Source organism: Mixta sp., from assembly GCF_024610815.1.
Classification (GTDB): domain Bacteria; phylum Pseudomonadota; class Gammaproteobacteria; order Enterobacterales; family Enterobacteriaceae; genus Mixta; species Mixta calida.
Window position 1 is genome coordinate 1 of sequence record NZ_JANION010000228.1, and the last position, 22,403, is coordinate 22,403.

General features: G+C 58.7%; 18 protein-coding genes and 1 pseudogene. 10 read left to right on the forward strand and 9 right to left on the reverse strand.

Features of this window, described 5'->3' with window-relative positions; all coding sequences use genetic code 11:
* Positions 1 to 8 precede the first annotated feature (8 nt).
* The 3 genes and pseudogenes from MYY08_RS17595 to MYY08_RS17605 all read left to right on the forward strand — a co-directional run bounded on the left by MYY08_RS17595 (position 9) and on the right by MYY08_RS17605 (position 2,427).
* On the forward strand, positions 9 to 419 hold the full coding sequence (locus tag MYY08_RS17595) for a GNAT family N-acetyltransferase (RefSeq protein WP_084970852.1): 411 nt from the start codon (positions 9 to 11) through the stop codon (positions 417 to 419).
* A 26-nt stretch (positions 420 to 445) separates the two neighbouring features.
* A complete protein-coding gene (locus tag MYY08_RS17600) occupies positions 446 to 1,123 on the forward strand; it encodes a helix-turn-helix transcriptional regulator (RefSeq protein ID WP_038624769.1) in 678 nt (225 codons plus the stop codon).
* Between the two features lie 20 nt (positions 1,124 to 1,143).
* Positions 1,144 to 2,427: pseudogene (locus tag MYY08_RS17605) on the forward strand (cytosine permease).
* Positions 2,428 to 2,650: 223 nt separating this feature from the next.
* On the opposite strand, the gene uraA reads toward MYY08_RS17605, so the two are convergent.
* A complete protein-coding gene (uraA, locus tag MYY08_RS17610) occupies positions 2,651 to 3,934 on the reverse strand; it encodes a uracil permease (RefSeq protein WP_038624765.1) in 1,284 nt (427 codons plus the stop codon).
* 62 nt (positions 3,935 to 3,996) lie between these two features.
* The gene (gene upp, locus MYY08_RS17615) at positions 3,997 to 4,623 is read right to left on the reverse strand and encodes a uracil phosphoribosyltransferase (RefSeq protein WP_038624763.1); all 627 of its coding nucleotides are present in this window, start codon (positions 4,621 to 4,623) and stop codon (positions 3,997 to 3,999) included.
* A gap of 234 nt (positions 4,624 to 4,857) precedes the next feature.
* Between upp and purM the strand changes: the two genes are divergently transcribed.
* Positions 4,858 to 5,895, forward strand: coding sequence for a phosphoribosylformylglycinamidine cyclo-ligase (gene purM / locus MYY08_RS17620; RefSeq protein ID WP_038624761.1), 1,038 nt, complete (start codon positions 4,858 to 4,860; stop codon positions 5,893 to 5,895).
* Positions 5,892 to 6,530, forward strand: coding sequence for a phosphoribosylglycinamide formyltransferase (gene purN / locus MYY08_RS17625; protein WP_084970846.1), 639 nt, complete (start codon positions 5,892 to 5,894; stop codon positions 6,528 to 6,530). Before purM ends, purN begins: the two co-directional genes overlap by 4 nt.
* A 48-nt stretch (positions 6,531 to 6,578) precedes the next feature.
* Here purN and pstB read toward each other — a convergent pair whose 3' ends face one another.
* The 3 genes from pstB to MYY08_RS17640 are packed head-to-tail and all read right to left on the reverse strand — an operon-like array spanning position 6,579 to position 11,129.
* Entirely contained in the window at positions 6,579 to 7,346 is a 768-nt protein-coding gene (gene pstB, locus MYY08_RS17630) for a phosphate ABC transporter ATP-binding protein PstB (protein WP_038624757.1), read from the reverse strand.
* Positions 7,347 to 7,356: 10 nt separating this feature from the next.
* Entirely contained in the window at positions 7,357 to 9,006 is a 1,650-nt protein-coding gene (pstA, locus tag MYY08_RS17635; protein ID WP_104951561.1) for a phosphate ABC transporter permease PstA, read from the reverse strand.
* Positions 9,003 to 11,129: an ABC transporter permease subunit gene (locus tag MYY08_RS17640; RefSeq protein WP_104951562.1), complete on the reverse strand. Its 2,127-nt coding sequence runs from the start codon at positions 11,127 to 11,129 to the stop codon at positions 9,003 to 9,005. Before MYY08_RS17640 ends, pstA begins: the two co-directional genes overlap by 4 nt.
* A 152-nt stretch (positions 11,130 to 11,281) precedes the next feature.
* On the opposite strand from MYY08_RS17640, the gene ppk1 reads away from it, so the two are divergent.
* Genes ppk1 through tehB form a run of 3 tightly spaced genes read left to right on the forward strand, consistent with a single transcriptional unit; the run spans position 11,282 to position 15,542 of the window.
* A complete protein-coding gene (gene ppk1, locus MYY08_RS17645; protein ID WP_038624751.1) occupies positions 11,282 to 13,342 on the forward strand; it encodes a polyphosphate kinase 1 in 2,061 nt (686 codons plus the stop codon).
* Between the two features lie 6 nt (positions 13,343 to 13,348).
* On the forward strand, positions 13,349 to 14,878 hold the full coding sequence (gene ppx, locus MYY08_RS17650) for an exopolyphosphatase (protein ID WP_038624749.1): 1,530 nt from the start codon (positions 13,349 to 13,351) through the stop codon (positions 14,876 to 14,878).
* Positions 14,879 to 14,936: 58 nt separating this feature from the next.
* Positions 14,937 to 15,542 carry a tellurite resistance methyltransferase TehB gene (tehB, locus tag MYY08_RS17655; RefSeq protein WP_038624747.1) on the forward strand — a complete coding sequence of 202 codons (606 nt, stop codon included), beginning with the start codon at positions 14,937 to 14,939 and terminating at the stop codon, positions 15,540 to 15,542.
* Here the strand turns inward: tehB and MYY08_RS17660 are convergent, their stop codons facing one another.
* Positions 15,543 to 17,753 (reverse strand): sensor domain-containing phosphodiesterase, encoded by a 2,211-nt coding sequence (locus MYY08_RS17660; protein WP_288015156.1) that lies wholly within the window; start codon positions 17,751 to 17,753, stop codon positions 15,543 to 15,545.
* 266 nt (positions 17,754 to 18,019) lie between these two features.
* On the opposite strand from MYY08_RS17660, the gene MYY08_RS17665 reads away from it, so the two are divergent.
* Positions 18,020 to 18,205 (forward strand): YfgG family protein, encoded by a 186-nt coding sequence (locus tag MYY08_RS17665; protein ID WP_038624745.1) that lies wholly within the window; start codon positions 18,020 to 18,022, stop codon positions 18,203 to 18,205.
* Positions 18,206 to 18,317: 112 nt separating this feature from the next.
* The gene (gene mgtE, locus MYY08_RS17670) at positions 18,318 to 19,745 is read left to right on the forward strand and encodes a magnesium transporter (RefSeq protein WP_038624743.1); all 1,428 of its coding nucleotides are present in this window, start codon (positions 18,318 to 18,320) and stop codon (positions 19,743 to 19,745) included.
* A 110-nt stretch (positions 19,746 to 19,855) separates the two neighbouring features.
* Here mgtE and vapC read toward each other — a convergent pair whose 3' ends face one another.
* The 3 genes from vapC to guaA all read right to left on the reverse strand — a co-directional run bounded on the left by vapC (position 19,856) and on the right by guaA (position 22,358).
* Complete coding sequence (gene vapC / locus MYY08_RS17675; protein ID WP_038624741.1) at positions 19,856 to 20,260, reverse strand: type II toxin-antitoxin system tRNA(fMet)-specific endonuclease VapC; 405 nt, start codon at positions 20,258 to 20,260, stop codon at positions 19,856 to 19,858.
* Positions 20,260 to 20,490, reverse strand: a complete 231-nt coding sequence (gene vapB / locus MYY08_RS17680; RefSeq protein WP_038624739.1) for a type II toxin-antitoxin system VapB family antitoxin — start codon at positions 20,488 to 20,490, stop codon at positions 20,260 to 20,262. Before vapB ends, vapC begins: the two co-directional genes overlap by 1 nt.
* A 287-nt stretch (positions 20,491 to 20,777) precedes the next feature.
* On the reverse strand, positions 20,778 to 22,358 hold the full coding sequence (gene guaA, locus MYY08_RS17685) for a glutamine-hydrolyzing GMP synthase (protein ID WP_038624737.1): 1,581 nt from the start codon (positions 22,356 to 22,358) through the stop codon (positions 20,778 to 20,780).
* Positions 22,359 to 22,403: the final 45 nt, after the last annotated feature.

A 22,403-nucleotide genomic window follows, 5' to 3' on the forward strand; every position in this document is an offset into this window, starting at 1 on the left:
CATCATCAATGAAAATCAACGTGACGGATAATCCTGCTCAGGTGGATGAGGATTTTGTCATTGACAGTCTGTGGGCGCACAACGATAAATTCGATAAAGTGGATATTCACCCGCTGTTTATCACTTTAAGGGACGAAGAAAACCACATTGCCGGCGGTCTGGTCGCCAGAACCTGGTGGGGCGGCCTCGAAGTGCAATATCTTTGGGTCAGTGACGATCATCGAGCGCAGGGTTTTGGCCGCCAGCTGATGCTGGAAGCGGAAAAACAGGCGATTCAGCGCGGCTGCCATATGGCCTATGTGGACACCTTTAGTTTCCAGGCGAAGGGCTTTTATGAAAAACTCGGCTATCGGGAATATGGTCATCTGGGCAATTACGCGCATAAACATACGCGATATTATCTGGCGAAAGATCTCTAATCGTTACCGACAGGGTAAATATCATCATGTCCGATATCGACGCCAGTTTCACCAGCCTGATAGCGATGATGGAGCATCTCAGCGAGCCCTGGGGGATAAAGGATCGGGAATCGCGGCATATCTATATGAATAAGGCCGCCCTGCTTTATACCAACACGCCGCTGAATTTCGATATTGTCGGTAAAACGGATGCGGAATTTCCGGCCGACTGGGCGGAATGCGCGGACGATTTACAGGAGCATGACCGACGAACGGAAACATCACGCAGGCAAACGGCGGTTATCGAAACGCATTACTGGTTCGGTAAAAATTACCTGACGCCATGGATTAGCGAAAAGCTGCCTGTTTATAACAGCAGCGGCGACTATATCGGCGTTATGTGGAATGCGAAGCCGTTTAATACCCTTTCACCGCATAAATATATCAACCAACAGAAGCCCAGCGTCCTGACGACCGATATTCCTGGTAATTTTTTTACCCAGTCGGAGCTGGATATTATCTTCTTTATGCTTCAGCGACTTTCCGTTAAGGAGATCGCCAAAATATACAATATCAGTCCAAAAACGATTCAAAATCGTATTTATAACATCTATCAAAAAGCGGACGTGCACTCTCTGAACCAGTTTGAAGAATATTGCCGCCATGCGCAGCTTGATAGTTATATTCCTTACCGCCTGCTTGAAAAAGGCATTCAGTTTATCTGAAATTCTCACGGAACGTGTTCATGATAAAAATCGACGATTTCCCGCTGACGCGGGTACCACAGGATAAAAAAGTTTCCTTTTTGAGCGTCGCCATTGTCCATATGGGCATGCTGACCGCCCTCGACCAGTTTATGCTGGGCGCAGTGCTGGGCCACTCCATGACGCTGGTCGACGCCTTTATCGCTATCGCCGTCGGTAGCCTGATCTTCGGCGTAGTCACCTTTGGTCTTGGCTACGCGGGCATGCGCGAAGGCATTTCCGGCAGCCTGCTGGCGCGCTGGTGCGGCTTTGGCCGTCTGGGATCGGTACTGATCGGCCTGATCGTGGCGATCAGCCTACTCGGCTGGTTCGGCATCCAGAACGCCATTTTCGCCAAATCGCTGGATGTGGCGCTGGATCATCGCCTGGGCTTCGGCTGGTCCGCCGCGCTTTCCGGCAGCGTGTTAACCATTCTGGTCACTTTCGGCTTCCGCGCCCTACGCATCGCCGCGCGCATCGCGGTGCCGCTGTTTATCGCCCTGGTCGCCTGGGTTTCATGGGTGGCGCTCACCGGTCACGATCTGCACGGCGCGTTGCAACTGACGCCGCCCGGCGATCCGCTCTCCATCAGCGCAGGCATTACCATCGTGGTGGGCGGCGCGATCGTCGCCAGCCTGATGACGCCCGATCTGACGCGCTATTCGCGCAACAGCGGCTAGGTGCTGGGCGTGACGCTGCTGACCATTATTGCCGGCGAGTTCATCATTAACGGCCTGGCGATCCTGATAGCCAAAAGCCTCGGCACCGACGACGTGGTATCGATTATGTCGCAGGGCGCGGGCGGCCTCGGCATGATGGTGGTGGTCTTCTCCACGTTGCGCGTCAACGATTTAAACCTCTACTCTTCATCGCTGGGCATCGTGAACGCCGTCGAGGGGCTGAGCGGTCGCAAATGGAAATATGCGCCCACCACGCTCGCTATCGGCGTGCTGGGCACCACCCTTTCCGTGCTGGGTATTCTTGACCGCTTTGTCGATTTCCTTACGGTGCTGGGCGTGGTTTTCCCGCCGGTGATCGGCATTATGCTGATCGACTATTTCCTGCTGCGCACGCACCGCGCCGCGTTGGATGAGAGCCGCCGTCACGGACGTCTGCCTGATGAAACGCCGACCATCGGTCTGTCAGCGATTATCGCCAGCGTGGCGGGTGCGGCGGTAGGTCTGATAAGCGACTGGGGCGTGCCGACCATCACCTCGCTGCTGGTTGCCTGCGTGGTTTACTGGCTCTGCCACCGCCTGTTCGCCCGTAAGCTGGCGATCGCCTGATTAATCGGACGTAAAAAAGGCGCCCTGCGGCGCCTCAGATTATTGATACCGTGCCGTCGCGGACGACATGGCCCGTTCGCAAAGACGCAACAGACGGCATCCATGCCGGCTCGGCCCGCGCAGTCCCTTGCGCGGGACGCTTTGCTCACTGGTCCATGTCGTCCACTCCTTAAGTTTGTTAGCCGTCTGAGGCGCCGCAGGGCACCTTTTGTTATGCCGCCGTCTACTCTGGCTTATTATCGCCAGGCTCCAGAATCACCTCTTCCGGGCGCAGCACGTTGATGACCTTGAAAATCAGGCTCAGCCCGACGCCGACAAGGGTCGCCAGCGCCATTCCTTTCAGCTCGGCGGCGCCGATATGCACTTTCGCCCCGCTGACGCCGATAATCAGAATGACGGAAGTCAGGATTAGATTCTGCGCTTTGTTATAGTCCACCTTCGACTCAATCAGCACGCGAATACCCGAAGCGCCAATCACCCCGTAAAGCAGCAGCGACACGCCGCCCATTACCGGCACCGGAATCGCCTGAATCGCCGCCGCCAGCTTGCCGACGCAGGAGAGCAGAATGGCGATAATCGCCGCGCCGCCAATCACCCAGGTGCTGTAAACGCGGGTAATCGCCATCACGCCGATGTTTTCACCGTAGGTAGTGTTAGGCGTCGAGCCGAAAAAGCCGGAAATAATGGTGGAAAAGCCGTTGGCGAACATCGAACGATGCAGGCCCGGATCGCGGATTAAATCCTTTTTGACGATATTGGCGGTCACCACCAGATGTCCGACATGCTCGGCGATCACCACCAGCGCCGCTGGCAGAATCGTCAGCATCGCATACCACTCAAAGCGCGGCGTATAGAAGGTGGGCAGCGCAAACCACGGCGCCGCTTCAACGCCGCGCCAGTCGACGACCCCCATCGCCCACGACAGAATATAGCCCGCCAGTACGCCGATCAGGATAGGGATAATCGCCAGAAAGCCGCGAAACAGCACCGAACCGAACACCGTAACCGCCAGCGTCACCAGCGAAATGGTGATCGCCGTGCCATCGACCGCCGCGCCGTCGGCAGGCAGCAGGCCCGCCATATTGGCTGCCACGCCCGCCAGCTCCAGGCCGATAACCGCGACAATCGCGCCCATCGCCGCCGGTGGAAACATCACATCCAGCCAGCCGGTGCCCGCCTTTTTCACAATCAGCGCCACCAGGCAGAACAGCACGCCGCAAAGAATAAAGCCGCCCAGCGCCACTTCATACCCCAGCGGCAGCAGCAGCAGCACCGGCGAAATAAACGCGAAGCTGGAGCCTAAGTAGGCAGGAATCTTACCCTTACAGATAAACAGATAGAGCAAAGTGCCGATGCCGTTGAACAGCAGCACCGTGGCCGGGTTGATATGAAACAGGATCGGCACCAGCACCGTCGCGCCGAACATGGCGAACAGATGCTGAAAGCTGAGCGGAATCGTTTGCAGGAGCGGTGGGCGTTCGTTAACGCCAATCGCGCGACGAGTCATGAAATATCCCCTTGAACTGTTTTTGGCAAAAAAAAGCCGACTCTTGCGGTCGGCTGAATGGATTATTTGGTTCCGAAAATCTTGTCGCCCGCGTCGCCGAGGCCGGGAATAATGTAGCCCTTGCTGTTCAGCCCCTGATCGATAGAGGCGGTGTAGAGCTCCACGTCCGGGTGCGCTTTTTCCAGCGCCGCGATACCTTCCGGCGCCGCCACCAGCACCAGCACCTTAATCGTGCTGCATCCCGCTTTTTTCAGCAGATCGATAGTGGCGATCATCGAACCGCCGGTCGCCAGCATCGGGTCGACCACCAGCGCCATGCGCTCTTCAATATTGGAGACCAGCTTCTGGAAATAGGGCACCGGCTCCAGCGTCTCTTCATCACGATACACGCCCACTACGCTGATGCGCGCGCTCGGCACATGCTCCAACACTCCTTCCATCATGCCGAGACCGGCACGCAGGATGGGCACAACGGTAATTTTTTTGCCTTTGATCTGATCGATTTCCACCGGGCCGTTCCAGCCTTCGATAGTCACTTTTTCCGTTTCCAGATCGGCGGTAGCTTCGTAGGTCAGCAAACTTCCCACTTCTGACGCCAGCTCGCGAAAACGCTTGGTGCTGATATCCTGCTCACGCATCAGGCCCAGTTTATGTTTGACGAGTGGGTGTTTGACTTCCACGATCTTCATTGTTGTACTCCCGGAGTGTTGAGCGGAAAAAAAAATCGCGGGATTATACCGCCTTTTGCCGACGGCGCCATATGAGATGAGGTAATAAAGCGCAAAAGCGACGCCTGTGGTAAGCATCCGTCAAAAAAACGGAATCCGCAATGTCAGCCGCAGATGCCACTCGCAAACGTTTGCCTGCGCTGTTAGAATTGCCGCGCTTTATTTTCAAACCGCAAACCGCGTGGGGAAACCGCTGTGACCGACAAGACCTCTCTCAGCTATAAAGACGCCGGCGTCGATATCGATGCAGGCAACGCGTTAGTCGATCGTATCAAAGGCGTGGTGAAAAAGACCCGTCGTCCCGAAGTAATGGGCGGACTGGGCGGTTTCGGCGCGCTGTGCGCGCTGCCGCAGAAATACCGCGAGCCGGTGCTGGTCTCCGGCACCGACGGCGTAGGCACCAAGCTGCGTCTGGCGATGGATCTCAAACGCCACGACACCATCGGCATCGATCTGGTTGCCATGTGCGTGAACGACCTGGTGGTGCAGGGCGCTGAACCTCTCTTCTTCCTCGACTATTACGCCACCGGCAAGCTGGATGTAGAGACCGCCTCCGCCGTGATCGCCGGCATCGCTGAGGGCTGTTTGCAGTCGGGCTGCGCGCTGGTTGGCGGTGAAACCGCAGAGATGCCAGGCATGTACCACGGCGAAGATTACGACGTGGCGGGCTTCTGCGTCGGCGTGGTGGAAAAATCGGAAATCATCGACGGCAGCAAAGTGCAGGACGGCGACGTGCTGATCGCCCTCGCCTCCAGCGGGCCGCACTCCAACGGCTATTCGCTGGTGCGCAAAATTCTGCAGGTCAGCCAGACCGATCCGCTCAGCAAGCAGCTGGACGGCAAACCGCTGGCCGATCATCTGCTGGCGCCGACGCGCATCTATGTGAAAAACATTCTCAGCCTGATTGAGCAGATCGACGTACACGCCATCGCCCACCTCACCGGCGGCGGCTTCTGGGAAAACATTCCGCGCGTGCTGCCGGATAATACCCAGGCGGTTATCGATGAAGCGAGCTGGCAGTGGCCGGCGGTGTTTAACTGGCTGCAACAGGCAGGCAACGTCAGCCGCCACGAAATGTACCGCACCTTTAACTGCGGCGTCGGCATGGTGATCGCCGTCAGCGCCAGCGAAGCGGACAAGGCGGTTGAGCTGATGAACGCCGCGGGCGAGCAGGCGTGGAAAATCGGCGTGATCGGCGCTTCAGACAGCGAAGAGCGTGTGGTTATTAAATGAAACGGCTGGTGGTGCTGATCTCCGGCAGCGGCAGCAATTTGCAGGCGATCCTCGACGCCTGCGGCCAGGGACGCATTAACGCCAGCGTGGCGGCGGTCTTTAGCAACAAGGCCAGCGCGTATGGCCTTGAGCGCGCCCGTCGGGCGGACGTGCCGGCGCATGCGCTGGCGGCGTCCGATTACGCCAGCCGCGAGGAGTTCGACCGCCAGCTGATCGCCGGAATCGACGCTTACGCGCCCGATCTGGTGGTGCTGGCGGGCTATATGCGCATCCTCAGTCCCGCCTTCGTCGCCCACTATCAGGATCGCCTGCTGAATATCCACCCTTCCCTGCTGCCGAAATATCCGGGCCTGCATACCCATCGTCAGGCGATGGAAAACGGCGACAGCGAGCACGGCACCTCGGTGCATTTCGTGACGGACGAACTGGATGGCGGCCCGGTGGTGTTACAGGCTAAAGTACCGGTCTTCGCCGACGACAGCGAAGAAGAGGTGATTGCGCGCGTGCAGCATCAGGAGCATGCGATCTATCCGCTGGTGATTAGCTGGTTCGTCGATGGACGCCTGGCGATGCGCGACAACGCCGCCTGGCTTGACGGCAAGAGGTTGCCGCCGCAGGGCTACGCGGGCGATTAGCCGCACCTTTCAGACAGAGAGCCGTCCGGCTCTCTGTTTTTCTCTTCTTCAGCCAAACCTTCCGGTGATGTAATCCTCGGTGCGCCGCTGCTTCGGCGTGGTAAACAGCGTATCGGTATCGGCGAACTCCACCAGCTTGCCCTGATGCATAAACGCGGTGTAGTCGGAAACGCGCGCCGCCTGCTGCATATTGTGCGTTACCAGAATCAGGGTGAAGTGCTGCTTCAGCGTGGTCATCAGCTCCTCGATCACCAGCGTGGAGATGGGATCGAGCGCCGAGGTTGGCTCATCCAGCAGCAGCACCTCCGGTTCGATGGCGATCGCTCTGGCGATCACCAATCGCTGCTGCTGACCGCTGGAGAGCGTCAACGCATTCTGCCGCAGGTTATCTTTGACTTCCGGCCAGAGCGCCGCCGCGCGCAGCGCGCGCTCCACCGCCTCGTTTAATACCCGACGATCGCGCACGCCCTGTAAGCGCAGGCCGTAGACGACATTTTCATAAATCGATTTGGGAAACGGATTGGGCCGCTGGAACACCATGCCGACCCGACGGCGCAGCGCGGAGAGATCGCCGCCGCTCTGTAAAATATCGCGCCGCTCCAGCCAGATCTCCCCTTCCATGCGGCAGGTGTCGATCACGTCATTCATGCGGTTAAAGCAGCGCAGCAGCGTCGATTTACCACAGCCGGAGGGGCCGATCAGCGCGGTAATGCGGTTTTTCGGAATATCGAGCGTAATGCCGTCAAGCGCCTGCTTCTCGCCATACCAGAGGGAGAGATTATTGATCGTCAGCGCGGTTTCGTTATCAGCGGTCATGGTCTCACCGTTATTGCACCAGCGAGCGATAGCGCTCGCGCAGGCGATGGCGTAAGCCCATCGCCGTCAGATTCAGCCCAAGAATAATCGCAACCAGCAGCAGCGCAGTGGCGTAGACCACCGGGCGATCGGCTTCGGCGTTCGGGCTCTGAAACGCCAGGTCGTAAATCTGGAAGCCAAGATGCATAAATTTGCGATCGAGATGCAGCCAGGGGAAAACATTGTCGACCGGCAGCTCCGGGGCCATTTTCACCACGCCCACCAGCATCAGCGGCGCGGTTTCGCCTGCGGCGCGCGCCACCGCCAGAATCAGCCCGGTCAACATCGCCGGCACCGCCAGCGGCAGCGTAACGTGCCAGAGCGTCTCCGCGCGGGTGGCGCCCAACGCCAGCGAGCCGTGGCGCAGCGCGGCGGGAATGCGCGACAGCCCTTCTTCGGTGGCGACGATCACTACCGGCAGCGTCAACAGCGCCAGCGTCAGCGAGGCCCACAGCAGGCCCGGCGTGCCGAAGGTCGGGCTCGGCAGCGCGGCGGTGTAAAACAGCCGATCGAGCGTACCGCCGATCAGCCAGACGAAAAAGCCTAATCCGAATACGCCATACACAATCGACGGCACGCCAGCGAGGTTGACCACCGCGATACGCACCAGCCGCGTCAACGGCCCCTGTCCGGCGTACTCATGCAGCCAGATAGCGGCCACCACGCCCAGCGGCATTACCACCACCGACATCAGCAGCACCATCAACACCGTGCCGAAAATGGCCGGGAAAGCGCCGCCCTCGCCCTGCGAGACGCCGGGCGAATCGGAGACGAAATGCCAGGCGGCACGCAGGAAATGATGCCATTTCTGCGCGAAACTCATCGCGTTGGGATACCAGGCGTCGACAATTTGCATCAGCGGAATGCGGTGCAGCTGGCCGCTGGCGTCGCGCAGCATCAGCGCGCTGCGGCCGCTCTCCTCCAGCAGCGACGCGCGCCGCTCCGCCTGCTGAGCAAACTGCCGCAGCAATTCCGCGCGGTTCGCCTCCAGCACCGAACGCGCCTGTTCATTCTCCTGGCCGCTGGCCCTGCGCTTCTGCGCTTCCGCCTCCAGCGCTTCCAGCTGCGCCGTGATGCGCGCCATTTCGTTGCGCCGTACCTGCTCGGCCAACGCCAGCTGTTGATGGGTCTGCTGAAGGCGCTGCTGCAATGCGCGCTGCATATTCTGCGCCGTCAGCGGCTGCTGATTTTCATACAGGCCGGCGAACCAGCCGAACGCTACGCCGCCGACGCGGCGCTGTAACACCAGCACGTCGCGCGGCCGCTCGCGGCGCGCGATATCGCTCTCCAGCAGGGTGCGGAAATCGGGCGCCGCGAAGTCGCGGTTGCCGGTTTTAATCAGGTAGCGCGTGACGCTCTCCGGCAGCTGCGGCGCCTGCGGCAGACCGGCGTCGATCAGCTGCTGACGCGACAGCGACTGCTCGCTGACCACTTCGCCCAGCAGGCGCGCCTCGCCAGCGGCAGGCTGAGAAAGGGTAAACAGCGTCACCGGCTGCGGCCAGAAATGGCGCAGACCCTGCCACGCCAGCAGCAACAGCAGCAGCACAAAGGCCAGCAGGCTAAAAGTCACCGCGCCAGCCGTCAGCCAGCGCCAGCGATCGTTTTGACGTAGCGCCTTCATCCCTGTCCCTCAGATTGTCCGTAACGGCGGCGCAAGCTTTGCCGCACCACTTCCGCCAGCGTATTCAGCACCAGCGTAAACACCAGCAGCACCAGCGCGCTGAGAAAAAGAATGCGGTAATGAGCGCTGCCCGCCGCCGCTTCCGGCATCTCCACGGCGATATTGGCGGAAAGCGCGCGCACGCCGTGAAACAGATCGCCCTCGGTGACCGGCGTGTTGCCGGTCGCCATCAGCACGATCATGGTTTCCCCCACCGCACGGCCAAAGCCGATCATTAGCGCGGCGAAAATGCCGGAGGCGGCGCTGGGCAGGATGACGCGCGACAGCGTCTGCCAGGCGGTAGCGCCCAGCGCCAGCGAGCCCTGCCCCAGCGCGGTCGGCACGCTGAAGATCGCATCTTCGGCCAGAGTAAAGATCAGCGGCACCAGCGCGAAGCCCATCGCCAAGGCGGCGATCAGCAGGTTGCGCTGCTCGTAGCCGCCGGGCAGCCGATCCGCCAACGGCTCGCCCCAAAACGCGCGATCGGCCAGCGGCGTCAGCCACAGGCAAAGCGCGCTGACCAGCAGCAGCAGCGGGATCAGCAGCCAGATTTCGCGCCCCGGCGCCGGTCGCCAGCGCTCGGGCAGCCGCCGCTGTAGTGGGCCGCACAGCAGCAGCGTCGCCGTCAGGGCGAAAGGCAGCAACAGCACGCCGGAAAGATACGTCGCGATATGTGGCGCCAGCCAGAGGCTGGCGAACAGCCCGACCACCACGCTCGGCAGCGCGCCCATCATCTCGATGGCGGGCTTGATCCAGCGACGCAGCGCGGGCGACATAAACCAGGCGGTATAGATCGCCGCCGCGATCGCCAGCGGTGCGGCGAACAGCATCGCCAGCGCCGCCGCCTTCAACGTGCCGGCGACCATCGGCATCAGGCTGAACTTCGCCTGATAAGGCTCCTCAACCGCCGTGGATTGCCAGACCCAATCCGGCTGCGGGTAGTTTTCATACCAGACTTTCTGCCACAGGCTGCGCAGGCTGACGTCGGGCCAGGGATTATCGACGCGCCAGTATTGCCAGCTGTCGGCGCGCTCAATCAGCAGCCCGTCGCCCTGCGGCGCGAAGCGCGCCTGGCGTATCCCCTCGCCCAGCTTGCGCGTAAAGAAAGCGCCTTCGCGTTTGCTGGCGAACAGATTGATTTCGCCCTCTGCGCTCAGCGTAGCGAATACCCGGCGCTGCGGCTCGGTAATCAGCAGCGTCTGCGCGCGGGCGCCCTCGAAATTGCGGATGCGATGCAGATGCAGCCCCTGCTCATCGGCGATATCGAACCACTGGCTGATGCCGCTTTCGTCGGCGAGCAGCAGCGAACGGCCGCCGCTCAGCAGCGCCATCTGCTTTGGCGGATGCGTTAAGGCGATGCTGTCGCGCAATGTCACCTGACCGCCGTCAAGCAGCCAGACGCGCAGCCTGTCGCCGCTGCTGGCGAACAGCAGTTTGCCGTTGGGCGACAGCAGCAGCTGCCCGACGGGGCCGCTGGCCAGGGTATCGCTTTGCGTCGACTGTCCGTTTTGCAGGCGCAGCAGCCGAATATGCGCGCCGTCACTCAGCGCCGCCAGCCAGGTATTCTCATCGACGACGGCCAGCGCCGCCATCGTCAGGCCGTCACTCATGCCGGAAAAAAGGCGGTCGCCAAGCGGAAATTTCCAGCGTGGCTGGCCGTCCGTTGCGCTAAAGTCAGGCTGGACAAGACGAAAATTGCCATCAGGCTGCAACAGCAGTACGCTGCTGTTATCGGCGGTCGTCGCGGCGGTCACCGGCCCGCGCGCCAGCGCAAGCGCCGGTTCAGGCTGGGCATCGCCCAACGGGAAAAAGCGCCCCGCGCCCTGCGCGTCGATACGCCAGCCCCAATCGCCTTTGACGCCAAGCGCAACGGCGGGCTGGGAGGAAAGCGCAGGATGGCGCAGCCCTGGCTGCATGGAAGGCGTGGCGAACAGCGGCATCACCACCCACAGCAGCCAGACGAACAGCAGCATCATGACCAGCAGCACGCCAATGCCGCAGGCACTGATAACGCGCGCGGTCAGCCGATCGACAAAACGCCGGGAGCGGTTGCTGTAGTGAACGGGGATATGATTGTCAATCATCGTGCCTGCGGTTTCCTCTTTGATGAAGCCGCTATGTTGCCCGTAGCTTACTGATATGACAACTGTTGAGGTTAGACATTGCTGCCATACTCTCGCCATAATGAACACGGAAGATGGATACCCTCGTCTCAAATCAGCATAACGGAGCCATAATGGGTCAGGAAAAGCTATACATCGAAAAAGAACTGAGCTGGTTATCCTTTAATGAACGCGTACTGCAGGAAGCGGCCGACAAGACCAACCCGCTGATTGAACGCATGCGCTTTCTTGGCATCTATTCCAACAACCTGGATGAGTTTTACAAGGTCCGCTTCGCCGATTTGAAAAGACGCATTTTGATCGGCGAGGAACAGGGTTCGCCCAGCACGCCCCGCCACCTGCTAAAGAAGATCCAACAGCGGGTGCTGCGCGCCGATCAGGAGTTTGACGGTCTCTATAACGATCTGCTGCTGGAGATGGCGCGCAATCAAATCTTTCTGATTAACGAACGCCAGCTGTCGCCGAACCAGCAGGGCTGGCTGCGCCACTACTTTAAGCATCAGCTGCGTCAGCACGTGACGCCGATCCTGATCAATCACGACACCGACCTGACCGAATTCCTCAAGGATGACTATACCTATCTGGCGGTGGAAATCATTCGCGGCGAAGAGATTCGCTACGCGCTGCTGGAGATCCCATCCGACAAGGTACCGCGCTTCGTCAACCTGCCTGCGGAATCGCCGCGTCGCCGCAAGCCGATGATCCTGCTGGACAACATCCTGCGCTACTGCCTGGACGATATTTTCAAAGGCTTCTTCGATTACGACGCGCTCAACGCCTATTCGATGAAAATGACGCGCGACGCCGAGTACGATTTGGTGACGGAGATGGAATCGAGCCTGCTGGAGCTGATGTCCTCCAGCCTGAAACAGCGCCTGACGGCGGAGCCGGTGCGCTTCGTGTATCAGCGCGACATGCCGAACGCCATGGTCGAGCTGCTGCGCGGCAAGCTCAGCATCTCCAACTACGATTCGGTGGTGCCCGGCGGCCGCTATCATAACTTCAAAGATTTTATTAGCTTCCCGAACGTCGGCAAAACCAACCTGGTGAATAAGCCGATGCCGCAGCTGCGCCATATCTGGTTTGATGGCTTCCGCAACGGCTTTGACGCCATTCGCAATCATGACGTGCTGCTCTACTATCCCTACCATACCTTTGAGCATGTGCTGGAGCTGCTGCGTCAGGCGTCGTTCGACCCCAGCGTGCTGGCGATCAAGATCAATATCTACCGCGTGGCGAAGAACTCGCGCATCATCGACGCGATGATCCACGCCGCCTACAACGGCAAAAAAGTGACGGTGGTAGTGGAATTGCAGGCGCGCTTTGACGAAGAGGCGAATATCCATTGGGCCAAGCGTCTGACCGAGGCGGGCGTGCATGTGATCTTCTCCGCGCCGGGCCTGAAGATTCACGCCAAGCTGTTCCTGATTTCGCGGCGCGAAGGCGATGAGGTGGTGCGTTACGCCCATATCGGCACCGGCAACTTTAACGAAAAAACCGCCCGCATCTATACCGACTATTCGCTGCTGACCGCCGACGCGCGCATCACCAACGAAGTGCGCCGGGTGTTTAACTTTATTGAAAACCCCTACCGTCCGGTGAGCTTCGACTACCTGATGGTGTCGCCGCAAAATTCGCGCCGCATGCTTTACCAGCTGATCGACGAAGAGATCGCCAACGCGCAGCAGGGCATTCCGGCTGGCATTACGCTGAAAATCAACAACCTGGTGGATAAGGGATTGGTCGATCGGCTTTATACCGCCTCCAGCGTCGGCGTAAAGGTGAATCTGCTGGTGCGCGGCATGTGTTCGCTTATTCCTAATCTCGAAGGGATCAGCGAAAATATCCGCGTGATTAGCATCGTTGACCGCTATCTTGAACATGATCGGGTTTACATTTTCGAGAACGGCGGCGATAAGAAAGTCTTTCTTTCTTCCGCCGACTGGATGACGCGCAACATCGATTACCGTATCGAAGTGGCGGTGGCGATCCTTGATCCTGTTCTGAAACAGCGCATCCTGGATATTATTGCCATCCTGTTCAGTGATACTGTAAAAGCCCGCATTATTGATAAAGAACTGAGTAACCGTTATGTACCGCGAGGCAATCGCCGCAAGGTGCGGGCGCAGCAGGCCATTTACGATTACATCAAATCTCTGGAACAACCTGAATAATTCACTATGCCGATATCCCATAAAAATATGCCCCGACCGCAAGAATTTGCCGCTATTGATCTCGGTTCCAATAGCTTTCATATGGTCATCGCCCGCGTGGTGGATGGGGCGATGCAGGTGCTGGGCCGCCTGAAGCAGCGCGTGCATCTGGCGGACGGGCTGGATGCGAACAACGTGCTGAGCGAAGAAGCGATCCAGCGCGGCCTGAGCTGCCTGGCGCTGTTCGCCGAACGTTTGCAGGGCTTCAGCGCCTCGAATGTCACCATCGTCGGCACCCATACGCTGCGTCAGGCGGTGAATGCGGAAGACTTTCTGCAACGCGCGGCGGAGGTTATTCCCTACCCTATCGAAGTGATTTCCGGTCACGAAGAAGCGCGTCTGATTTTTATGGGCGTGGAGCATACGCAGCCGGAAAAAGGGCGCAAGCTGGTGATCGATATCGGCGGCGGCTCGACCGAGCTGGTGATCGGCGAAGATTTCGAGCCGAAGCTGGTGGAAAGCCGCCGCATGGGCTGCGTCAGCTTCGCCAATCTCTACTTCCCCAATGGCGAAATCAGCCGGGAAAACTTCCGCCGCGCCCGTCTGGCGGCGGCCCAGAAGCTGGAAACCCTGGCCTGGCAGTATCGACTGCTGGGCTGGCAGTATGCGCTGGGCGCCTCCGGCACCATTAAGGCGGCCTGCGAAGTGCTGTTGGCGATGGGCGAAAAAGAGAAGCTGATTACGCCGGAGCGGCTGGAACGGCTTTACGACGAAGTGATGAAGCACCGATCCTTCGCCGCGCTGAGCCTGCCGGGCCTGTCGGAAGAACGCAAGGCGGTGTTCGTGCCGGGCCTCGCTATTCTGTGCGGCGTCTTTGATGCGCTGGCGATCCGCGAGCTGCGCCTGTCGGACGGCGCGCTGCGTGAAGGCGTGCTGTATGAGATGGAGGGCCGCTTCCGCCATCAGGATATCCGCAGCCGCACCGCGCAGAGCCTGGCCAATCACTACAACATCGACAGCGAGCAGGCGCGACGCGTGCTGGAGACCACCGATCAGCTCTGGCAGCAGTGGCGCGACCAGAATCCGCGCCTGGCCAACCCGCAGCTCTCCGCGCTGCTGAAGTGGGCGGCGATGCTGCATGAAGTGGGTTTAACCATCAACCACAGCGGCATGCAGCGCCACTCCGCCTACATTCTGCAAAACACCAACCTGCCCGGATTTAACCAGGATCAACAGCTGCTGCTGGCGACCCTGGTACGCTATCACCGTAAAGCGGTGAAAACCGACGAGCTGCCGCGCTTTACGCTGTTCAAGAAGAAACAGATCGTACCGCTGGTGTTTTTGCTGCGTCTCGGCACGCTGCTTAATAATCAGCGCCAGGCTACCACTCGCCCGGAACGGCTGACGTTGACGACCGACGAAGGGCACTGGACGCTGCGCTTCCCGGCCGGTTATTTCAGCCAGAACACGCTGGTGCAGCTCGATCTGGAGCGGGAGCAAACCTATTGGGAAGATGTTCCCGGCTGGAAACTGATGATCGAAGAAGAAGAGGCGTAACGGACGCCGGCGAATCCGGGCGGCGCTTTCTCCGCCCGCATCAACCTGAAAAAAGATAATGACGACACGTCCCGATAACTATTTTACCGAAAAATATCAGCTGACCGCCCCGCATTCGGAAGTGGTGGCGGCGCTGCCGTTGCTGACGCCGGGTAAAGCGCTGGATGTCGGCTGCGGCAACGGGCGCAACAGCCTTTACCTGAATATGAAAGGGTTTGAAGTCGACGCCTGGGATAAAAATCCGCAGAGCCTCGATCGCCTGAACCACATTATCGCCGCAGAGTCGATCAGCGGCATCCACACGCAGCTGACCGATCTGAACAGCGTGCGCTTTAACGGCGAATATGACTTCGTCTTTTCGACGGTGGTGATGATGTTCCTGCAGCCGGAGACCATCCCGCAGCTGATCGCCGATATGCAGGCCAGCACGGCGAAAAACGGCTATAACCTGATCGTCGCGGCAATGGACACGGACGATTTTCCCTGTACCGTGCCCTTCCCCTTCACCTTTAAATCGGGCGAGCTGAGCCACTACTACCGCAAATGGCAGATCGTGAAATATAACGAAAACCCCGGCCAGCTGCATAAAACGGATGAAAACGGCAACCGCATCAGCCTGCGTTTCGCCACGCTGCTGGCGAAAAAGGCGCCGCCAGCGGAGTAATCAGCTCTCTCCCAGCATCGTGAGCGGCTGAAGTTCACTGATGGCGTAACCCTGCAAATAATCAATGCCCAGCCCGCGCAGGGCTGTGGCTACCGCCTCCGACTCCACCGACTCCGCTACGATCTGCATGCGCTTCAGGCGGGCGACGCGGCAGATAGATTCGATAATCTGATAGTCCAGCGGGTTGTGCAGCATATTGTGAATGAAGCTGCCGTCGATCTTCAGCATGTCCGCCTGCAAGTTTTTCAGCTGCAGATAGCTGGCGTAGCTCGCGCCGAAATTTCCGATGGCGATGCGGCAGCCCATCTGGCGCAGTCGGTTAATGGTGCGAAAGCCCGCAGAGGAATCCACCGTGACCAGCGCCTCGCTGATCTCCAGAATCAGCTGCCAGGGCTCGACCTGATGGTACTTCAGCAGCCGCTCCAGCTCGCTGATGAAAAAGGGCCGACACAGATTCACCGCGTGGATATTCACCGCAAAGCGCGCCGCAGGCAAACGCTCGCGGCAGCGATCGATAAAGCCCAGCGCGTGATCCAATACCCAGCGGTCGATTTCCCACGTCAGGCCGAACTCCTGTACCACCGGCAAAAAGCGATCCGGTTCGACCTGCTCTCCCCGTCCGTCAATCAGCCGTAGCAGCAACTCATGATAATCATCGCCGCGCAGCCCTTCGATGCGCTGCGCCATCATAATAAAGCGTTCGTTATCCAGCGCCTGCTGCACCTCATTTAACAACGCCAGCTTCTCTTTCACCTGGCGCTGCGCGCCGCCGTTGCCCTGATGCAGGTTTTCCGGCTGATGGCTATGCAGCGACACCTCCGCCATACCGCTCAGCTCGCCCAGCAGGGCCGGCAGATGGTTCACCGGCGGCACCACATGGCAATAACTGATGCCGATATCGGGTTGCAGCGGCAGCCCCTGCCAGCGCAGGCTGTAGCCATCAATGCGCACGCCGATTTGATAGATGCGCTGCTCGTAGGTCGCCTTATTCAGACGCAGCGCCAGATCGAAGCCCGGCAGATGATAGATGGCCTCGTTGGACTCCAGCAGCGGCTGTAGATGCGCAGCCAGCCGTCGCTTATATTCAATACGCAGGTCCAGCCCCCAGGTGCGGCTGAGGCGGTCGAGATCGGGAATGCGTAAAAAACAGAGCGTAGAGGAAGCCTGCTGCGCCAGCATTATTTTCAGCGCGCGCAGATTAGGCAGGTCGATAATCGGATCGATCAGCGCAGCCTGGCGCGATTTCTGAATCAGCTGCCGCTGCCGCACGCCGTTAACGCCGATAAAGTAGAGGATTAACGACCAGACCAGTAAATTAGTGATGGTGATCGCCAGATGCAGTGAGATTTCCGGCTGGATGCGAAATTGATAGAGCAGAAGCAGCACCAGCGACCACGTCAGCGCGGTAAACAGATAGCCGAAGCGGGCGGCGGACCAGAGCATGGTCGGCAGCAACAGCAGCAGGGCGAAATCGCCTATCACCTGGTTTTGCAGCTCGCTGTGCAGCACTGTCAGCAGCGCCACCAGCAGCGACAGCCAGGCCAGCCAGATTTTTATCTCCGCCGGGCTGACGCTTTCGGCGATCTGCTGGCGCAGCAGTCCGAGCTGACGCGACAGGTAGTGCGGATGGCGAAAGCAGCGGATCGTCATATAGTAAAGGGGCATAAGCGCTATGCTGGAGAGCAGAATGGCCTGATAGTTGATCAGGGTGCGCAGCGTTAACGGATTGCGGTTGAAAATCGAGGCGGAAGCAGGCACCGCATTCAGCGTCACCGTTATCTGAAGTAAAAAAACCAGCAGCGTCGGCAGGAAAAATCCCAGCCAGAACAGCCGCGTCACGCCCAGCTGCACCGCGCCGGGCCCGGCGCACCATCTCCGTCCCGCCCAGATGCGATAGCCCAGCCAGCAGATAGCGATGCCGCAGATAAAGATAGTGCAGGTCAACAGCGCATGGCCCAGCGAGAAAAGCGTCAGATAGCGCCACAGCAGCGCCAGCGTGATGCCGGGCAGCGCCGCCCAGTCAAACACCATCAGCAATGCCACCGTCAGCGTTATCGGCAAGAACAGCAGATAGACGGGGCCGTCGGGCAAGCTCAGCCGTACGGACAGGCTCCCGGACAGCGGCATCAGCAGCAGCGCCAGCCATAAAGGCATGCCCCACCAGCTGCGGCGAAAGCGACGCAGCGCGGTTAAATTAAACCCCGAAAACAATGACGGCCTCTCCTCTCATGATGAAGCTCGCAAAAAGAGCCGCACGCAGTATAAAAACGGCCCTCATACTAATTTCAACGGCACTTTCAGGGTTGATGTATATCAAAACACACCGTTAAAACCGTTTTGGCCGCTGCTCGTTTAGCCAGCAGACAGGTTATTTCCATTATCTTCTGAGGAGAGTGGCGACGGCGCGACATTGACCTGAAGGTTACGCTGTGCCTAAATTGTTTTACCGCCTTCGGGCCAGATACAGGAAACCCTGCGTGAACAGCGTTACGTCGTTTCGAAGACGTCATAAAACCGGTCGAATGACCCGCATCGTGTTGCTGATTAGCTTCATTCTTTTACTGGGCCGTTTGCTCTATGTGTTGCCCGGCGCATTTCAGCATCATCAGGATAAAAAAGAGCATGCTGAGGTTCCGGCCATCACCCAGCCCGCCAAAGAGTAAGCCCATGATGCGAGCGTTAAGTTGCCTTTAATGAGACAACTTACCCTCTCCTCATGCCTGTAGAAAACGCCGGGCCGCCTTTCGCCCCGCATCCAGACACAAGGGAATTTTTATGTCTGTATCCCAAGCTCAACAGCTCGCCGATATTCGCAGCCGTATCCTTACGCTTTTACTTGATGGCCCCGAACTGGTTGAAGCCTTGCTTGAGCCGCCGTCCGATCCCGCCACCCTTTCCGCCGACACCGCCGCGCAAATTAGCGGCCTGCGCGACGATCTCGCCCTGCTGCACGCCGCCGATATCGCCGATATTCTTGAAGCGCTGCCGGAAGATGAGCGCCAGGCGCTATGGCGGCTGGTGGATAATTCACGCCGCGGCCAGGTGCTGGTGGAAGCGTCGGAAACGGTCTGGGAAAGCCTGACCGAAGTAATGAGCGACAAAGATATCCTGCAGGCGATCGCGCCGCTGGATATTGATGACCAGGCGTATCTGGCGCGCTACCTGCCGCGCGATCTTACCGGCAGGCTGCTGACCACGCTCGATCCGGCACTGCGCGCACGCGTGCTGAACGTGGTGCATTTCGACCGCGATCGCGTCGGGCGCATCATGGATTTCAACTTTATTACCGTACGCGCCGACATCGATATGGCAACGGTACAGCGATTTTTACGGCGCAGACGCGCGATCCCGGAAGGCACCGATAAGCTGTTTATCACCGATAAAGACAACGTGTTGCTGGGCGAGCTGCCGCTGACCGATATTCTGCTCAACCAGCCGGAGACGCCGGTATTTTCGGTGATGAACGATCGGCCGACCACTTTTCGTCTCGATGACAAGGCGGAAGACGCCGCCGGCGCCTTTGAACGTTATAACCTGATTTCCGCCGCGGTGATTGATGATAAAGGCAAGCTGATCGGCCGCGTCACCATTGAAGACGTGATCGACCTGGTTAACGAAGAGAACGAAAGCAACATCCGTAAAATGGGCGGCCTGAGCCAGGAGGAGGAGGTGTTCGCGCCGGTAAAAAAGGCGGTGCGCACCCGCTGGACCTGGCTGGCGATCAATCTGTGTACCGCCTTTGTCGCCTCGCGCGTGATCGGCCTGTTCGAGGAGACGATTTCCCAACTGGTGGCGCTGGCGACGCTGATGCCGATCGTCGCGGGCATCGGCGGCAATACCGGCAACCAGACCATCACCATGATCGTGCGCGCGCTGGCGCTGCATCAGGTAGAGCCGGGCAATTTCAGCTTTCTCTTCTTGCGCGAGCTGGGCGTGGCGCTGATAAACGGCCTGTTCTGGGGCGGCATTATGGGCGGCATCACCTGGCTGATGTATGACAACCTGGCGCTGGGCGGCGTAATGATGCTGGCGATGGTGTTAAACCTGCTGTTGGCGGCGCTGATGGGCGTGCTGATCCCGCTGATTATGACCAAAATGAATCGCGACCCGGCGATCGGCAGCAGCGTGATGATTACCGCGCTGACCGACACCGGCGGCTTTTTTATCTTCCTGGGTCTGGCGACGCTGTTTTTGCTGCACTGAGGCGAGGTGGCGATTTAAGGACAAAGAAGCGATAACGGGAACAGATTCAGCTGCCAGAGAACAGGTTTTCGCCAGCCTGACAGTCGTTTGCCAATAAGAAGCAGGGCGCTTTAATTAACGCTCCAGTCCTCCAGGCGCAGCCCGGAGATTCTGACAAATTCGTGTGTATTATTGGTGACCAGAATCAGCCCCAGCGATCGGGCATGCGCCGCGATCATACTGTCATACGGACCGACCGGCGTCCCCGCTTTCGCCAGCTCCGCACGAATTTGCCCCGTATGGATTGCAGCCTCGTTACCATAATTTAATACTTCCAGCCTGGCGATAAAGCCTTCTACTACCCGCAGATTTTTTTCCGGGCTGGCAGATTTCTCCGCTCCGTAGATCAGTTCCATTAGCGTTACGGAACTGACGCACAGCTGTCCATAACGTTGATTAAAAGCGGTGCGCACAGTCGGAGGCTTGTTTTTAATGGTATAAATACAGATGTTGGTATCCAACATATATTTGAGCATCAGAAGCTTTCCCTTTCTTGTTCATCAGGCTGATCCCGTGCCGTCATAAAATCTGATGTTACGTCCTCTCCATCAAACCAGCTATCCCAACCCTCGCCTGCGGGTGTAATTATCCGCGTCCGGCCCACGGCAATAATTTCAACCTGGCTGACATTGTCCGGCAGCGCGACGGCTTTAGGCAAACGCACCGCCTGGCTGCGATTGTTTTTAAACACGGTCGTCTTTTCCATCGCCTTCACCTCTGGTTATATTTTGTACTGAATAAAGATAAAGCAAGTCAGGGATATGTCAATGGGATATACCTTCAGGAGCAACGTGTTTACTGAGCAGTTGAAGCCCGCTTTCTGAATTCCTGCATCTCTCCATGTAAAAACAGATTTCATTAACGATGCACGAAATTGAGGATTTATGAAGCATCGCGATAAACCTCTCTATCGGGCGCCGCGAGACAAAAAAGCCCGCGATTAAGCGGGCTTCGGTCACTTCGTTATACGCGCCGGACAAACCGGACGTTAAATCATTCCCACTCGATCGTCGCTGGCGGCTTGCCGGAGATATCGTAAACCACGCGGGAAATGCCGTTGATCTCATTAATAATGCGGTTAGAGACGCGGCCCAGGAACTCATACGGCAGATGCGCCCAGTGCGCGGTCATAAAGTCGATAGTTTCCACCGCACGCAGCGAAACCACCCAGTCATATTTACGACCATCGCCCATCACGCCGACAGAACGCACCGGCAGGAAGACGGTAAACGCCTGGCTCACTTTGTTGTAGAGATCGGCTTTACGCAGTTCTTCGATAAAGATGGCGTCGGCGCGGCGCAGCAGATCGCAGTACTCTTTCTTCACTTCGCCCAGCACGCGCACGCCCAGACCCGGACCCGGGAACGGATGGCGATAGAGCATATCGTACGGCAGGCCCAGCTCCAGGCCGATCTTGCGCACTTCATCCTTAAACAGCTCTTTCAACGGCTCGACCAGGCCCAGCTTCATCTCTTTCGGCAGGCCGCCGACGTTGTGGTGCGATTTAATTACGTGCGCCTTGCCGGTGGCGGAAGCGGCGGACTCAATCACGTCAGGGTAGATGGTGCCCTGCGCCAGCCACTTCACGTCTTTCAGGCTGGTCGCCTGCTCGTCGAAGACCTCAACAAAGACGCGGCCAATGGTTTTACGCTTGGCTTCCGGTTCATCGATGCCCGCCAGCGCGTCAAGGAAGCGCGCTTCCGCCGGCACGTGGATGATATTCAGGCCGAAATGGTCGCCGAACATATCCATCACCTGCTCCGCTTCGTTCAGACGCAGCAGACCGTTATCGACGAAGACGCAGGTCAGACGGTCGCCGATGGCGCGATGCAGCAGCATGGCGGTCACGGAGGAGTCGACGCCGCCGGAAAGACCGAGGATCACTTTATCGTTGCCAACCTGCTCGCGCAGACGCTCAACGATATCTTCAATGATCTTCGCCGGGGTCCAGAGCGCCTCACACTCACAGATATCCAGCACGAAGCGCTCCAGCATACGCAGCCCCTGGCGGGTGTGGGTCACTTCCGGGTGGAACTGCACGCCGTAGAAACGCTTCTCTTCGTTAGCCATAATGGCGAACGGACAGGTTTCGGTGCTGGCGACGGTGACAAAGTCGGACGGGATTGCCGTTACCTTGTCGCCGTGGCTCATCCAGACATCCAGCAGCGGCAGGCCAGCAGCGCTGATGGAATCTTCAATGCCGCGCACCAGCGCGCTGTCGGTTCTGACCTCCACCTGCGCATAGCCGAACTCGCGTTCGCTGGAGCCTTCTACTTTACCGCCCAGCTGCATTGCCATGGTCTGCATGCCGTAGCAGACGCCCAGCACCGGCACGCCAGCGTTAAAAACATATTCCGGCGCGCGCGGGCTGTCGAGTTCGGTGGTGCTTTCCGGGCCGCCGGAAAGAATGATGCCGCTTGGTTTAAATTCGCGGATCTGCGCTTCGGTCACATCCCAGGCCCAGAGTTCGCAATATACGCCCAGCTCGCGCACGCGGCGCGCCACCAGCTGAGTGTACTGCGAACCAAAATCGAGGATTAAAATACGGTGCTTATGAATATTTTCCGTCGTCATTAAGGCAATTCCAGGGCGATAGACTGATAAATAAAAGCGCCCGGC

What these genes read in the sequence shown, in the direction of transcription:
- mgtE (WP_038624743.1), top strand. Translation starts at nt 18,318, where the DNA reads ATGTCTGTATCCCAAGCTCAACAGCTCGCCGATATTCGCAGCCGTATC.
- tehB (WP_038624747.1), top strand. Translation starts at nt 14,937, where the DNA reads ATGACGACACGTCCCGATAACTATTTTACCGAAAAATATCAGCTGACC.
- vapB (WP_038624739.1), bottom strand. Translation starts at nt 20,490, where the DNA reads ATGGAAAAGACGACCGTGTTTAAAAACAATCGCAGCCAGGCGGTGCGT.
- purN (WP_084970846.1), top strand. Translation starts at nt 5,892, where the DNA reads ATGAAACGGCTGGTGGTGCTGATCTCCGGCAGCGGCAGCAATTTGCAG.
- pstA (WP_104951561.1), bottom strand. Translation starts at nt 9,006, where the DNA reads ATGAAGGCGCTACGTCAAAACGATCGCTGGCGCTGGCTGACGGCTGGC.
- ppx (WP_038624749.1), top strand. Translation starts at nt 13,349, where the DNA reads ATGCCGATATCCCATAAAAATATGCCCCGACCGCAAGAATTTGCCGCT.
- upp (WP_038624763.1), bottom strand. Translation starts at nt 4,623, where the DNA reads ATGAAGATCGTGGAAGTCAAACACCCACTCGTCAAACATAAACTGGGC.
- guaA (WP_038624737.1), bottom strand. Translation starts at nt 22,358, where the DNA reads ATGACGACGGAAAATATTCATAAGCACCGTATTTTAATCCTCGATTTT.
- MYY08_RS17600 (WP_038624769.1), top strand. Translation starts at nt 446, where the DNA reads ATGTCCGATATCGACGCCAGTTTCACCAGCCTGATAGCGATGATGGAG.
- MYY08_RS17595 (WP_084970852.1), top strand. Translation starts at nt 9, where the DNA reads ATGAAAATCAACGTGACGGATAATCCTGCTCAGGTGGATGAGGATTTT.
- ppk1 (WP_038624751.1), top strand. Translation starts at nt 11,282, where the DNA reads ATGGGTCAGGAAAAGCTATACATCGAAAAAGAACTGAGCTGGTTATCC.
- uraA (WP_038624765.1), bottom strand. Translation starts at nt 3,934, where the DNA reads ATGACTCGTCGCGCGATTGGCGTTAACGAACGCCCACCGCTCCTGCAA.
- pstB (WP_038624757.1), bottom strand. Translation starts at nt 7,346, where the DNA reads ATGACCGCTGATAACGAAACCGCGCTGACGATCAATAATCTCTCCCTC.
- MYY08_RS17640 (WP_104951562.1), bottom strand. Translation starts at nt 11,129, where the DNA reads ATGATTGACAATCATATCCCCGTTCACTACAGCAACCGCTCCCGGCGT.
- vapC (WP_038624741.1), bottom strand. Translation starts at nt 20,260, where the DNA reads ATGCTCAAATATATGTTGGATACCAACATCTGTATTTATACCATTAAA.